Raw genomic sequence first — 13,382 nt, 5'->3', positions numbered from 1 at the left:
GCGGAGTTACCGTGGCAGGGCATCAACCGTAAGGAGCGATCTCATGGGGCATCTCCCGCACCTGCCCGCGTCCGCCTGGCTCACCGAGGCCGCGGACGCCGCCGCGAAGGAACAGGGAGCCGGCAACCTGCTGCGTGTGGTGCTGATCGTGATGGTCCTGGGCTCCGTCCTGGTGGCGTGGTTCCTTCTGCGGGGATACAAGCGGGACGACTGACGCCCGCCGACGGGAAGGACGTACGGCACGCGCGAACGGTTGCTCGCACGCGAAGTACGCGCCCGGCGGCGCCCGCGTTCACTCCTGGACGGAGTCGGCGTGATCGCGGCGAAGGCTCCCGCTTACGATGGGCGGGTCTCCATCCCGATCCCACCACCGGATAGGTCACGCCGACGATGAGCTTCCACAGCACCGCTGCCGACTTGGTCACTTTCGCCGCCGAGGGCGGCGGGGAGCACGGCGGCAACCACGACAGCCTGAGCCCCTACCTGACCGGCGGCGGAGCCTTCTTCGCCCTGATGCTGCTGCTGTGGATCACCACCCGTTTCAACCGCGATCGCTAATCCGCGCAAAAGGACGTTCGAACGGTCTGCGTCGGCCGGGCCGGTAGGCTCTCCACGCATGGGAGAGCAGGAAATGCCTACCGGTCCCGAGCACGACAAGGCGGCTGACCAGGCGCACGACACCACGGACGGCCGCACCGACAGTGCCTCCGGCGCACCGGGAAACCGCCCGTCGCAGCCCGGCCGCCGCCGTCTCGGCGTCATGGGCGGCACGTTCGACCCGATCCACCACGGGCACCTCGTGGCGGCCCAGGAGGTCGCCTCCCAGTTCGGTCTCGACGAGGTCGTGTTCGTACCGACCGGTCAGCCGTGGCAGAAGTCCCACCGCTCGGTCTCGGCGGCCGAGGACCGCTATCTGATGACGGTCATCGCCACGGCCGAGAACCCCCAGTTCTCCGTGAGCCGGATCGACATCGACCGCAAGGGCCTCACGTACACCATCGACACCTTGCGCGAACTGCACGACCTCAACGCCGACTCGGACCTCTTCTTCATCACCGGCGCCGACGCGCTCGGCCAGATCCTCACCTGGCGCGACGCCGAGGAACTCTTCTCCCTCGCGCACTTCATCGGGGTCACCCGTCCGGGTCACACCCTGGCCGACCCGGGCCTTCCCGCGGGCGGGGTCTCCCTGGTCGAGGTGCCGGCACTGGCCATCTCCTCCACGGACTGCCGTGCGAGAGTCGCCAAGGGCGATCCCGTCTGGTACCTGGTGCCGGACGGCGTGGTGCGCTACATCGACAAGCGGCAGCTGTACCGCGGCGAGTGAGCCGAGAGGGGCACCGGTGAACGACCGATACGACGCCGGCTACGGAGGCGACCAGAGCTACGAACTCGTCGGCTACGACGAGTTCGGGCAGCCGGTGTACCGACAGGTGCCCGCCCAGCAGGTGCCTCAGCAACAGGCGTACGACCCCTACGGGGCACAGCAGCCCCAGGGGTACGTCCAGGGCTACGGCTACGACCCGTACGCGACCGGCCAGGTCCAGCAGCAGCCCGCCCAGGGCTACGGCACGGGCTACGACCAGGGTCAGCAGGCACCGGCACCCGCCTACGACCCGTACGACCCCTACGGGCAGACCGCGGCCACCGGCCTGCAGACGCCCGTCGCCGGGCAGACCGCCTACATCCCGCAGCAGTCGGCGCCCCCGGGGACCGCCGAGGGCAGCGACCCGCGGACCGGCGATCCCTTCGCGGAATCGAACCCGGCCGAAGCGGACTCCGCCGAAGCGGGCAGCGCCGAACCGGACTACCGCACCGAGCAGTTCGCCTTCGTCGAGGAGCCCGACGGCGACTCCGAGGACGTCATCGACTGGCTGAACTTCACCGAGAACCGCACCGAGCGCCGCGAGGAGGCCAAACGGCGGGCCAGGACCCGGATGGTCGCCCTGGTCGTCGCCCTCGCGCTCGTCGCGGTCGGTGGCGTCGGCTACCTGTGGTGGGCGGGCATGCTGCCCGGCTCCTCCCCGGACGAGCGGACCGGCGCCACGACCTCCGCGGCCGCCCAGAAGCGGGACGTGGTCGTCGTCCACCTGCACGACACCAGGAACGGCGGCACCTCCACGGCGCTGCTCGTCGACAACGCCACCACCCAGCGGGGCGCCACCGTCCTGATCCCCAACGCCCTCGCCCTGACCGCCGACGACGGCACCACGACCACCCTCGCCAAATCCGTCGACGACGACGGCTCCTCCGGGACCCGCGACGCGCTCGACACCGTCCTCGGCACCGACATCGAGGGCACCTGGCGGCTGGACACCCCGTACCTGAACAACCTCGTCGGACTCGTCGGAAACATCGACATCGACACGAACGCGAACGTGCCCGACCCCGAGGCGAAGAAGAAGACCGAGGCCCCCCTCGTCACCAAGGGCAAGGCACAGACCCTCAGCGGCAAGATGGCTGTCGCCTACGCCACCTACCGGGCCCCGGGCGAGACGCAGGACGCGCAGCTCAAGCGGTTCGGGCAGGTCATGCAGGGCGTGCTGCGCAAGCTGTCGTCCGACGCGCAGGCCGCCACGGTCACCGTGCAGACGCTGGCCCAGATCCTCGACCCCTCGCTCGGCGACAAGGACCTCGGCACCTTCCTCGCCAAGCTCGCCGACCACGCCAAGGGCGGCGACTACAGGACGGAGCTGCTGCCCGTCCAGCAGGACGGCACGCTCAGCGCCGAGGACTCCGACCGCGTGGTCAAGGACCTGCTCGGCGGCGCCGCCAAGAGCCCCGACGCCGGGGACGCCGTCCGTGTCGGCATCCGCAACGCCACCGGCGAGAAGGACGCCACCGAGCAGGCCCGCGTGGTCGTCCTCAACGGCGGCTACACCTTCCTCGACGCCGGCACGACCGCCACCGCCGAGGCCACCTCCCGGGTCACCTACTCCGACGCGGCGCGCAAACAGGACGCCGTCGAGGTCGCCAAGACCCTCGGCCTGCCGACCAGCGCCGTGAAGAAGGGCGAGACCACGTCCAACGCCGACGTCTCCGTCGTCCTCGGCCAGAACTACGAGACGACGGGCACGACCGGGACGACGGGAACGACGGGAACCACCGGCACGACGGGCACGACCGGGACCACGGGGTGACCGTGCCGCGCTGACCGCACCGGCACGACCGCACCGGGATGACCGCACCGGGGTGATCGACATCGGAGTGATCGACATCGGGCCCCGGAGCCGCCGCATCGGCGTCGCTCCGGGGCCCGATCGATTAACGCGTGGGGCGGTGTCGGTGGGCCGTGAGACCCTTGGGGTAGCCCGTGAGGGTTCCTGACCGACGACCGAAAGCCGTGTAGTGACCGCCACCGACCGCTCCCTCGAGCTCATCACCACCGCCGCGCAGGCGGCCGCCGACAAGCTCGCGCACGACGTCATCGCGTACGACGTCAGCGATGTGCTGTCCATCACGGACGCCTTCCTGCTCGCCTCCGCGCCCAACGACCGCCAGGTCAAGTCGATCGTCGACGAGATCGAGGAGCGGCTGAACAAGGAGCTCGGCGCCAAGCCGGTCCGCCGCGAGGGCGACCGCGAGGCCCGCTGGGTGCTGCTGGACTACGTCGACATCGTCGTCCACGTCCAGCACAGCGAGGAGCGCGTCTTCTACGCGCTGGAGCGGCTCTGGAAGGACTGCCCCGAGCTGGAACTGCCCGCCGACGCCAAGGCCACCCGGGGCAAGGGCGCCGAGCACGCCAAGCTGCGCGCAGCCGAGGAGGAGGCCGAGCTGGACGGGGAGCTGCGGTGACCGCGGGCACCGAGGCGGCCTCCCGCACGGGGAAGGGCCGCCGCCTCATCCTCTGGCGGCACGGCCAGACCTCGTGGAACGTGGAGCGCCGCTTCCAGGGCACCACGGACGTCGAGCTGACCGAGACCGGACTCGGCCAGGCACGCCGGGCCGCGCGGCTGCTCGCCTCCCTCAAGCCCGACGCGATCGTCGCGTCCGACCTGCGGCGTGCCGCCGACACGGCCGCCGAGCTGGCCGCGCTCACCGGTCTGGAGGTCAGCCACGACGAGGGCCTGCGCGAGACCTACGCGGGCGTCTGGCAGGGCCTCACACACGACGAGATCATCGCCCGGCACGGCGAGGAGTACGCCGCGTGGAAGCGCGGCGAGCCGATCCGCCGCGGCGGCGGCGAACTGGAGACCGAGGTCGCCGACCGTGCCGCCCCCGTGGTGCTCCGGCACGCCGACAAGCTCCCGGAGAGCGGCACGCTCGTGGTCGTCAGCCACGGCGGCACCATCCGCACCACCATCGGGCGCCTCCTCGGTCTGGAGCCCCGCCACTGGGAGAGCCTCGGCGGCCTCTCCAACTGCTGCTGGTCCGTCCTCGGCGAGGGCGCCCGCGGCTGGCGGCTCCTGGAGCACAACGCCGGCACGCTGCCCGAGCCGGTGCTCGGCGACGACGACTGACCCCGTACGCGGCCCCGTACCGGGGCCGCGGCCCGGATTTCACTTTCCGGCTGGTCGCAGGCTAAAGTTCTTCTTGTTCGCCCCGCCGAGCGGGACCGGACACCACGCGGTTCACCGCGTGACGCAAGGGGCTATAGCTCAGTTGGTAGAGCGCCTGCATGGCATGCAGGAGGTCAGGAGTTCAATTCTCCTTAGCTCCACAGATCGGTACAGAAGATCCCGTTCCCGCGAGGGGACGGGATTTTTCGTGTGTGACCTGCGTCCCTTCTTGAGCAGTCGCCGCTCCGGAGGCGTATAGCTCTGAGGACGTCTTCTTTCCCGCTCCTCGCCCGGACTGGTACGAAGGCGTCGCTGACCGTATTGGTCCGGCCGTGGCAGAATCAAACGGCCGGAAGGGGGCGCGGCCCGACGGGAGGGAGAAGCGATGCCTGCGAGCATCCGCGGGAGGGTCCACGACCTTCCCGTGAGGGTGGTGATGCGGAGCAAGACCACCCTCCTCTGCCCTTCCTGCGGCTCGCTCCACGTGGCCCAAGTCCTCGGTGACAACGGAGGGATCTCCTACGTGTGCACGGCCTGCGGCCACAGCTGGAGCTGAACGATGGGTGCACACAGGAGAAAGTGCGACTGGTGCGGCAGCGGCACGCCCATCGTCCGCGACATGGAGCCTGTCAACGCCGACTACCAGTACTGGTGCGAGGAATGCGCGCGGGCGCTGATCATAAAAGGCGACCCGATCGAGACGTACCGTGAGCTGGAGGGTGAGCCGATCTACGGCCGGCTCTTGGAGGAGCACTGCACGCTCAAGCGCTTCTATTCGTTCGTGACGGCCTGAGCGTCAACTCCGCGGCCCTGCCCGGCCCCCGCCCATGGCGGGGGCGTCAGGGGTGCTCCGGTGCCCTTGTGGCGGCCCGACGGCGGCCGTCGTCGGCGGTCGTGAACGGCGGGCGGGTGACCGGGGGTTCGATATCCGACATTCAGCATCAAATCAACTCCTCTTTCGGGTCCGCCGGAATCGATTTGGTGGTGCGCGTGAGGGACCGGTAATGTTGGCGTCGTCGCCGGGGAGACCGGGCGGACAGCACGGCAAGGGGCTATAGCTCAGTTGGTAGAGCGCCTGCATGGCATGCAGGAGGTCAGGAGTTCAATTCTCCTTAGCTCCACAGAAAGGACCCCGTCCCAAGTGGACGGGGTCTTCGCGTTGGTGGCGCCACTCGGTGGACCGCAGAGGCGCTCGGTGGACCGCAGTGGAGTCTCGGCGGCCGCGGCGGAACGGAGAAGGGCGGGTCGCCCCCGACCGGGGTGACCCGCCCTTCGGCGTCCGTGCGTCAGCGACCGCTGCCCAGGGCCCGGCGGCCACGGCCCGGGGAGAGGACCGGGAGGTTGCGGGACGGGGCGGAGGCGCGGTTGTCCTCCTCCAGGCGCAGGGCGAGCGCGGGGCAGCGGCGCACCGCGCGCAGGGCCTTGGCCTCGGCGTACTGGGGGACCTTCGCCTGGGCGACGGTGGGGAAGCCGTCGGCGCCGAGCTGGAAGACCTCGGGGAGGATGTCGGCGCACAGGCCGTGACCCCGGCAGAGCGTCCAGTCGACGAAGATCTTCTGTCGGCTGCCGGTCTCCTCCTCGCCGGCACCGCCCGGGATGCCGGTGGGCATCCTGCCGCCCTCGAAGAGCGGCAGCACGCCCTCGACGGGACGGCCGCAGCCGTTGCCGAGGACATGCGCGGCGAGGTCGTCCGTGAACGCCTTGATGGTCGATTCCAGGAACATCGCGGAACCGTCGGGGTGCGAGCACGCGCCGCGCCGCTTGACGTTCTTCGCGACCTGCTTGAGGGCCTCCAGGGCGGCCGGACCGCCGCCGTTGAGGATGTCCTCCATGCCGCGCGCGGCCGCCGGCAGACCGAGGTAGCAGGGGCCGCACTGTCCCGCGCTCTCCTCGGCGAGCCACTTGGCGACCTGGAGCGACTCGCCGAGCGGGCAGGTGTCCTGGCTGATCGGCAGGATCGCGCCCGCGCCGAGCGCACCGCCCACCGCGTCCAGCGAGTTGCGCGAGACGACCGCCTCGTTGACCGTCGCCGCGTCGATCCACTTGCCGTGGTAGCCGCCGGTCAGCACGCCCTGCGGGACCGGCGGCGCGCCGGCCAGCTGCAGGATGTAGCGCAGCGGCACGCCGGTGGGTGCCTCGATCACCATGGGGCGGGCGACCGCGCCGGACACGGTGAGCATGACGGTGCCCGGCTCGTCGTACAGGCCGGTGTTGCCGTACCGCTCGGAGCCGATGCGGGCGCCGATGGCGAGCTGGGCGAAGGTCTCGGCGTTGGAGAGCAGCGTCGGCGCGCCGCCGACACCGCTCTTGGACGCGCTGGTCTTGCGGCCCGGCGGGATGGGCGGCCCGCCGTCGATGGAACGGATCAGCGAGCCGGCGGCGCCGGTGACCATCCGCACCGGGTTGCGCTGCACGCTCGCGCGGATGGCGGCGCCGCGCCGGTTGCTCAGCCCGCGCTCGGCGAGTGCCGCCTCCATCGAGCGCTCGGTGGATTCACGTGTCACCCCGATGACGAGCTGACGTGCGCCCAGGGCCTCGGCGACGAGCAGGGCGCCGTCCAGGATGAGGTGCGGGGCACGGTTGATGAGCACCGTGTCCTTGCGGCAGGCGGGTTCGTCCTCGCTGCCGTTGACGACCACGACGGGCCGGATGCCGCGCTTGATCGCCGACTCGGCGACCGACCGCAGTTTCTTGTGGAACGGGAAGCCCGCGCCGCCCCTGCCCTTGAGGTTGATCCGTTCGGACAGCTGGGCGAGCTGTTCGCCGCCCATCGGTTCGAGCGGACCGTGCACCTTGAGGTGCATGGGGAGGTCGAGTCTCTCGACGAGGTCGAAGCCCGAGGTGAGTTGGGGGAGCCCCACCACTCGGACTTCGGGGACGTCGGGAAGGGCCTCGTTCACTTAAATCCTCCGGAAGGCGCGTTCCAGGGTTCGCCTGAGCCCGGCTGGTTGTAGTCGTCGTAGCCGGACAGCGTTTCAGTGGCGGGACCGCTGTTGTACGTGTCGTTCGGGTTGTACGTGCCGTAGGGGGCGTTCGTCTCAGCGGTTCCGTAGGGAGTTTCTGAGACACCCGTGTTGTACGTCTCGCCCTGGTAGGTCTGGCTCTGGTACGCCTGGCCCGGATAGGTCTGCCCGCCGAGCGGCTGTCCGGCGAACGTGTCCTGCATCGGGTCGTACGACGACGGGGGCGCCTCGCCCACCGGCGGCGGGGACGGGGCCGGCCAGCGGGTGCTCCCGGTGGTCGAGCCGTCGTCCATGCGGGGCATGGCCTGGGTGGGCTGCATGTCCAACGGCGGCTGCTGCTGGGTCAGATAGGGCGCCGTGGGCTCCGCCGCGCGCGGGGTCATCGACACCGCGCGGTAGGCGGCCGCGAAGCCGGGGCCGCTGTCGGCCACGGCGGCCGCCCCGCGCTGCGGGGGCACCAGCGGGTCGCCGAGCGGGGGGTTGCCCTGTCCGCCGCCGAAGCCGGGCAGCGGGAACTGGCCGGTGTCGCGCATCCGGTCGCGCTGTCCGCCTTCGCGCCGGCCACCCTCGCGGCGTCCGCCGGGCTCGTCCGTGCCCTGCAGGGCGGAGCGCGACTTCACGAGGTCGTCGACCTCGGGGGGACGCTGGCCGTCGGTGCCGAGGACGGCGGCGATCCGCTCGACCACCTGGCGCTTGACCGGGCGCGGCGCGGCGCGCAGCAGCAGGGCGGCGGCGACGGCGACCAGGCCGAGGGAGTAGAGGGTGATGAAGATCGGCTTCGCTTCGCGACCCGCGTAGAGTCCGTGCACGAGCGCGAAACACCAGGCCGGGTAGGCCATCATGTGCATCGCGCGCCAGCGTGCCGCGACCGGCGCCGGGGACGCGAAGTTGCTGCGCAGCGCGCCGGTGATGGCGACGAAGATCATCATGGATCCGGCGGTGGCGCCGAAGCCGATGAGCGCTCCGGTGCCCGTCACGCCGAGCGCGAAGGGGAACAGGGCGATCGCGGAGACGTGGTTGAGCGCCAGCTTGACCGTGACGTGCAGCACGAGGAACGCGACGGACGCGATGGCGGTCGTCCGGTGGACGGCCTGGCCGATGATCCGCTGGCGCACGGTCAGCAGGGTCCGGTCCTGGGCGACGAGCCCCCAGAGCACCGAGCAGGTCAACGAGACGAGCGAGAGCACGCCCGCTCCGAAGTCGAGGAACTCCCGGTACGCGTCACCTCCGACCAGCACACTTACGGGTATCAGCAGTAGAGCGGCAGCCGTGGCCATCCCGTAGGCCGAACGGCCGGTCTGGGGCATCGAGCTGTTACTGCGACGAGGGTTCATGGGGGCAACTCCGAACAGTTCGGGAAAGCGGTCCCGTCGTCGAACTGTAAGTGGTGCCAATACCGGGCGGTACGAGGTTTGAGTTATTGCGTTGTTATCAAGGACCAATCTCACATCTGTGATGCCCGTTAGTGGTTGTTACGCGAAGTAAGTTTTGAATAAAGTTCAACTTTTTTGGCCGGAACCTGTGGCGGACACGCCGCTGGTTCCGGCCCGCCGAGGGGCCGGAACCTCGTCGCGACGGCTGTGACGGCTGCGGTACCCTGAGCCCATGCGTGCCGTACGCCTTCTGCTTAGTGAGCCGCGCTGATCAGTCCCGACCGCCGATGAACGGCGTGGTCGGCATCGGCGCGGCGTCCCCTCCTGTGCGAGGGGATTTTTCGTTTTCCGACGACACAAGCCGCTGGCAGAGACGATCGATGGAGCTTTGAGGATCATGAGCGAGACGAACCCCGCTGCCACTGACACGGCGGTGGACGCAGCGCCGCACCGCTACACGGCCGCCGTCGCGGCCGACATCGAGGCACGCTGGCAGGACTTCTGGGACGCCGAGGGCACCTACGCGGCCCCCAACCCGACGGGTGATCTGGCGGGCGACCCCGGACTGGCCGCCAAGCCCAAGAAGTTGGTCATGGACATGTTCCCGTACCCCTCCGGTGCGGGCCTGCACGTCGGTCACCCCCTGGGCTACATCGCCACCGACGTCTTCGCCCGCTTCCAGCGGATGACCGGCCACAACGTCCTGCACACCCTGGGCTTCGACGCCTTCGGCCTGCCCGCCGAGCAGCACGCCGTGCAGACCGGTGAGCACCCCCGGATCACCACCGAAGCGGCCATCAACAACATGAAGTCCCAGCTGCGCCGGCTGGGCCTGGGCCACGACAAGCGCCGGTCGTTCGCCACGATCGACCCGGACTACTACAAGTGGACCCAGTGGATCTTCCTGCAGATCTTCAACTCCTGGTACGACGACGAGGCGAAGCGGGCCCGCCCCATCGCCGAGCTGGTCGCCCAGTTCGAGTCCGGTGAGCGCGCGCTGCCCGGCGGCGGCTCCTGGAGCGGGCTGAGCGCCACCGAGCGTGCCGACGTGCTGGGCGGACACCGCCTGGCGTACGCCTCCGACGCGCCGGTCAACTGGTGCCCCGGCCTGGGCACCGTGCTGGCCAACGAGGAGGTCACCGCCGACGGCCGCTCCGAGCGCGGCAACTTCCCCGTCTTCAAGGCCAAGCTGCGCCAGTGGAACATGCGCATCACCGCCTACGCCGACCGCCTGCTGGACGACCTGAACGAGCTGGACTGGCCCGAGGCCATCAAGCTGCAGCAGCGCAACTGGATCGGCCGTTCCGAGGGCGCCCGCGTCGACTTCCCCATCGACGGCGAGCACATCACCGTCTTCACCACCCGCCCCGACACCCTGTTCGGCGCGACCTACATGGTCCTGGCCCCCGAGCACCCGCTGGTCGACAAGTTCACCCCGGACGCCTGGCCCGCGGGCACCCACGACGTGTGGACCGGCGGCCACGCGACCCCGGCCGACGCCGTCACCGCCTACCGCGCACAGGCCGCCTCCAAGTCCGACGTCGAACGGCAGGCCGAGGCCAAGGACAAGACCGGCGTCTTCACCGGCTCGTACGCGACCAACCCGGTCAACGGCGAGAAGATCCCGGTCTTCATCGCCGACTACGTCCTGATGGGCTACGGCACCGGCGCGATCATGGCCGTCCCGGCGGGCGACCAGCGCGACTTCGAGTTCGCGCGCGCCTTCGAACTGCCCGTCACCTGCATCGTCGAGCCCACCGACGGCCGCGGCACGGACACCTCCACCTGGGAGGACGCCTTCGCCTCGTACGACGCGAAGATCATCAACTCCAGCGGTGAGGGCGTGTCCCTGGACGGCCTGGGCGTCGTCGAGGCCAAGGCGCGCATCACCGAGTGGCTGGAGCGGTCCGGTATCGGGCGGGGCACCGTCAACTTCCGCCTGCGCGACTGGCTGTTCAGCCGCCAGCGCTACTGGGGCGAGCCCTTCCCGATCGTCTACGACGAGGACGGCGTCGCGCACCCGCTGCCCGAGTCGATGCTGCCGCTGGAGCTGCCCGAGGTCGAGGACTACTCGCCGCGCACCTTCGAGCCGGACGCCGCCGACACCCGGCCCGAGACGCCGCTCTCGCGCAACGAGGACTGGGTGAACGTCACGCTGGACCTGGGCGACGGACGCGGCCCGCGCCCGTACCGCCGCGAGACCAACACCATGCCCAACTGGGCCGGTTCCTGCTGGTACGAGCTGCGCTACCTGGACCCGCACAACTCCGAGAAGCTGGTCGACCCGGAGATCGAGCGCTACTGGATGGGTCCGCGCGAGGGCCAGCCGCACGGCGGTGTCGACCTGTACGTCGGCGGCGCCGAGCACGCCGTGCTGCACCTGCTGTACGCGCGCTTCTGGTCCAAGGTCCTGTTCGACCTGGGGCACGTCTCCTCGGCCGAGCCGTTCCACAAGCTGTTCAACCAGGGCATGATCCAGGCCTTCGTCTACCGCGACAGCCGTGGCTTCGCGGTACCGGCCGCCGAGGTGGAGGAGCGCGACGGCGCCTACTACTACCAGGGCGAGAAGGTCAGCCGCCTGCTGGGCAAGATGGGCAAGTCCCTGAAGAACGCCGTCACTCCCGAGTCGATCGCCGAGGAGTACGGCGCGGACACGCTGCGCCTGTACGAGATGGCGATGGGCCCGCTGGACGTCTCCCGGCCGTGGGACACGCGCGCGGTGGTCGGTCAGTTCCGCCTGCTGCAGCGGCTGTGGCGCAACGTCGTCGACGAGGCCACCGGCGAGGTGACCGTGGTGGACGACGAGCCCGGCGAGGACACCCTGCGCGCGCTGCACAAGGCCATCGACGGCGTACGGCAGGACCTGGAGGGCATGCGGTTCAACACCGCGATCGCCAAGATCACCGAGCTGAACAACCACCTGACCAAGGTGGGCGGCCCGGTGTCCCGCCCCGTCGCCGAGGCCCTGGTCCTGCTGGTCGCGCCGCTGGCCCCGCACATCGCCGAGGAGCTGTGGCGCAAGCTGGGCCACACGGACTCGGTCGTGCACCGGGACTTCCCCGTCGCCGACCCGGCGTACGTCGTCGACGAGGCCGTCACCTGCGTCGTCCAGATCAAGGGCAAGGTCAAGGCCCGCCTGGAGGTGTCGCCGGCCATCTCCGAGGAGGAGCTGGAGAAGGTGGCTCTGGGCGACGAGAAGGTGGTCGCGGCGCTGGCCGGGGCCCCGATCCGGAAGGTGATCGTGCGGGCGCCGAAGCTGGTGAACATCGTCACGTGAGCGGGGCGCCCGGCGGAGTGCTCCGCCGGGCGCTGCGGGACCACCGGCGGTGGTCCGTGGGGTGCTGCGGGACGACTGGTGGTCTGTGGGGTGCTGCGGGTGATCCGTGGGGCGACTGGCGGTGGTCTGAGGACGACCGGCGGTAGTCGGTGGCGGCCGGCGGTGGCCTGAGGAGGACTGACGGTGGTCCGCGGACGACTGACGGTGGTCCGCGGACGACCGGTGGTAGTCAGCGGCGGCTGGCGGTGGTCGTTCGGCTGACGGCGGGTGGTGGATCTGCTGCGGTAGGTCGTGCGGCCGCGGGTGATCGTGCGGGTGCTGACTGCGGTGGTTCGGGGTCGTCCCCTACGGGCAGGTTCCGGGTTCCGGTGGAACTCGGAACCTGCCCGTTGCGTTTACCGTTGAAGAGCGCCGCAGCACATGCCGTGCCGGTCGGAGGAGGAGCGCGTCGTGGAAGCCGTCATCGCAATCGTCGCCCTGTTCTTCGTGCTGTTCGTGGCGCTGGGCGTGTACGCCACGGTGAAGGCGGTCGGCGCGGCCAAGCGTGGCGTGGACCGTACGATCACCCAGGCCAAGCGGACCGTCGAGGACACCACCCTGCGCGCCAGAAGCCTGGCCCAGCCGGGCCCGGCGGGGCAACTGGCCGATCTGCGGCTGAAGTTGCGTACGTCGATGCGGGCCACCCAGGAGGCCTTGCAGGCGGGGGTGGGTGAGGACGAGTCCCTGAAGGAGTCCCTGGCCCTCTTCGAGCAGCTCAGCAAGCACGGCCGGGAGCTGGACGGCGAGCTTCGGCGCCTGGAGCCCGAGCCGGACCGGAGCAAGCTGGCCCAGCGGCTGCCCGCGCTGCGCGAGCGCACGGAGCGGGTCGTCAAGTCCGCCGACTCCCTGCGCTGGGCTGCGCACGACAGGGCGCGCAGGTTCGCGGAGGACGACCTGGACACACTCAGTGCGCAGATCGACGTCGAGGCGGGCGCGCTGCGGCACTGGACGACGGAACCCGCCGCGGTGTGGCCCGAGGCGCCGAAGCCCGAGGCCACCGCCTCCACCGGGCAGACCTGGCAGGAGACCCCCGCGTCGCGCACGGCCGAGCCTCGCGCCGCCGAGTCCCGTGGTGGTGAGTCCCCCGGCGGCGAGGGGCCGCCCAAGCCCGCGATCGCCCCGGCGAGCGCGCGGCCGACGTACCCGTGGCAGAAGAAGCCCCGCCCGGAGAGCACGACTTGATCCGGTCGCCACGGCGGACGGCTCGCCCGGGACGGTCGACTCGCTCCGT

Annotated in this window: 11 protein-coding genes and 2 tRNA genes; 11 read left to right on the top strand and 2 right to left on the bottom strand. The window is 70.5% G+C overall.

Annotation, left to right across the window (positions count from 1 at the left end; all coding sequences use genetic code 11):
* Positions 1-43: 43 nt before the first annotated feature.
* The 9 genes from H4687_RS16795 to H4687_RS16755 all read left to right on the top strand — a co-directional run bounded on the left by H4687_RS16795 (position 44) and on the right by H4687_RS16755 (position 5,620).
* A complete protein-coding gene (locus H4687_RS16795) occupies positions 44-214 on the top strand; it encodes a hypothetical protein (RefSeq protein ID WP_046912820.1) in 171 nt (56 codons plus the stop codon).
* A gap of 176 nt (positions 215-390) precedes the next feature.
* Positions 391-558, top strand: a complete 168-nt coding sequence (locus H4687_RS16790; RefSeq protein WP_046912821.1) for a hypothetical protein — start codon at positions 391-393, stop codon at positions 556-558.
* Between the two features lie 58 nt (positions 559-616).
* Positions 617-1,327: a nicotinate-nucleotide adenylyltransferase gene (nadD, locus tag H4687_RS16785; protein ID WP_046912822.1), complete on the top strand. Its 711-nt coding sequence runs from the start codon at positions 617-619 to the stop codon at positions 1,325-1,327.
* A gap of 16 nt (positions 1,328-1,343) precedes the next feature.
* The gene (locus tag H4687_RS16780; protein WP_046912823.1) at positions 1,344-3,140 is read left to right on the top strand and encodes an LCP family protein; all 1,797 of its coding nucleotides are present in this window, start codon (positions 1,344-1,346) and stop codon (positions 3,138-3,140) included.
* 208 nt (positions 3,141-3,348) lie between these two features.
* On the top strand, positions 3,349-3,795 hold the full coding sequence (gene rsfS / locus H4687_RS16775; RefSeq protein ID WP_005479303.1) for a ribosome silencing factor: 447 nt from the start codon (positions 3,349-3,351) through the stop codon (positions 3,793-3,795).
* Positions 3,792-4,460 (top strand): histidine phosphatase family protein, encoded by a 669-nt coding sequence (locus H4687_RS16770; protein ID WP_046912824.1) that lies wholly within the window; start codon positions 3,792-3,794, stop codon positions 4,458-4,460. The genes rsfS and H4687_RS16770 overlap by 4 nt, the downstream gene beginning before the upstream one ends.
* 127 nt (positions 4,461-4,587) lie before the next feature.
* Positions 4,588-4,660 (top strand) — tRNA-Ala (locus tag H4687_RS16765).
* A gap of 398 nt (positions 4,661-5,058) precedes the next feature.
* Complete coding sequence (locus H4687_RS16760; protein ID WP_005479297.1) at positions 5,059-5,292, top strand: hypothetical protein; 234 nt, start codon at positions 5,059-5,061, stop codon at positions 5,290-5,292.
* A gap of 255 nt (positions 5,293-5,547) precedes the next feature.
* Positions 5,548-5,620: transfer RNA gene (locus tag H4687_RS16755), tRNA-Ala, on the top strand.
* A 165-nt stretch (positions 5,621-5,785) separates the two neighbouring features.
* Here the strand turns inward: H4687_RS16755 and H4687_RS16750 are convergent.
* Together H4687_RS16750 and H4687_RS16745 are read right to left on the bottom strand one after the other, a co-directional pair.
* Positions 5,786-7,399, bottom strand: coding sequence for an NADH-quinone oxidoreductase subunit NuoF family protein (locus H4687_RS16750; RefSeq protein WP_046912825.1), 1,614 nt, complete (start codon positions 7,397-7,399; stop codon positions 5,786-5,788).
* Positions 7,396-8,739 carry a ferric reductase-like transmembrane domain-containing protein gene (locus H4687_RS16745; protein WP_046912830.1) on the bottom strand — a complete coding sequence of 448 codons (1,344 nt, stop codon included), beginning with the start codon at positions 8,737-8,739 and terminating at the stop codon, positions 7,396-7,398. Before H4687_RS16745 ends, H4687_RS16750 begins: the two co-directional genes overlap by 4 nt.
* A 493-nt stretch (positions 8,740-9,232) precedes the next feature.
* Between H4687_RS16745 and leuS the strand changes: the two genes are divergently transcribed.
* Positions 9,233-12,112: a leucine--tRNA ligase gene (gene leuS, locus H4687_RS16740; RefSeq protein ID WP_046912826.1), complete on the top strand. Its 2,880-nt coding sequence runs from the start codon at positions 9,233-9,235 to the stop codon at positions 12,110-12,112.
* 420 nt (positions 12,113-12,532) lie between these two features.
* Positions 12,533-13,333, top strand: a complete 801-nt coding sequence (locus H4687_RS16735; protein ID WP_046912827.1) for a hypothetical protein — start codon at positions 12,533-12,535, stop codon at positions 13,331-13,333.
* The last annotated feature ends 49 nt before the right edge of the window (positions 13,334-13,382 follow it).

It is taken from the genome of Streptomyces stelliscabiei (assembly GCF_014873495.1).
In the GTDB taxonomy this organism is placed as follows: Bacteria; Actinomycetota; Actinomycetes; order Streptomycetales; family Streptomycetaceae; genus Streptomyces; species Streptomyces bottropensis.
Note: the sequence above shows the minus strand (reverse complement) of the source record. Positions and strands in the feature narration are given on the sequence as shown.

Coding starts and splice junctions, on each gene's coding strand:
- H4687_RS16795 (WP_046912820.1), top strand. CDS start 44: ATGGGGCATCTCCCGCACCTGCCCGCGTCCGCCTGGCTCACCGAGGCC.
- H4687_RS16790 (WP_046912821.1), top strand. CDS start 391: ATGAGCTTCCACAGCACCGCTGCCGACTTGGTCACTTTCGCCGCCGAG.
- nadD (WP_046912822.1), top strand. CDS start 617: ATGGGAGAGCAGGAAATGCCTACCGGTCCCGAGCACGACAAGGCGGCT.
- H4687_RS16760 (WP_005479297.1), top strand. CDS start 5,059: ATGGGTGCACACAGGAGAAAGTGCGACTGGTGCGGCAGCGGCACGCCC.
- H4687_RS16745 (WP_046912830.1), bottom strand. CDS start 8,739: ATGGCCACGGCTGCCGCTCTACTGCTGATACCCGTAAGTGTGCTGGTC.
- leuS (WP_046912826.1), top strand. CDS start 9,233: ATGAGCGAGACGAACCCCGCTGCCACTGACACGGCGGTGGACGCAGCG.
- H4687_RS16735 (WP_046912827.1), top strand. CDS start 12,533: ATGCCGTGCCGGTCGGAGGAGGAGCGCGTCGTGGAAGCCGTCATCGCA.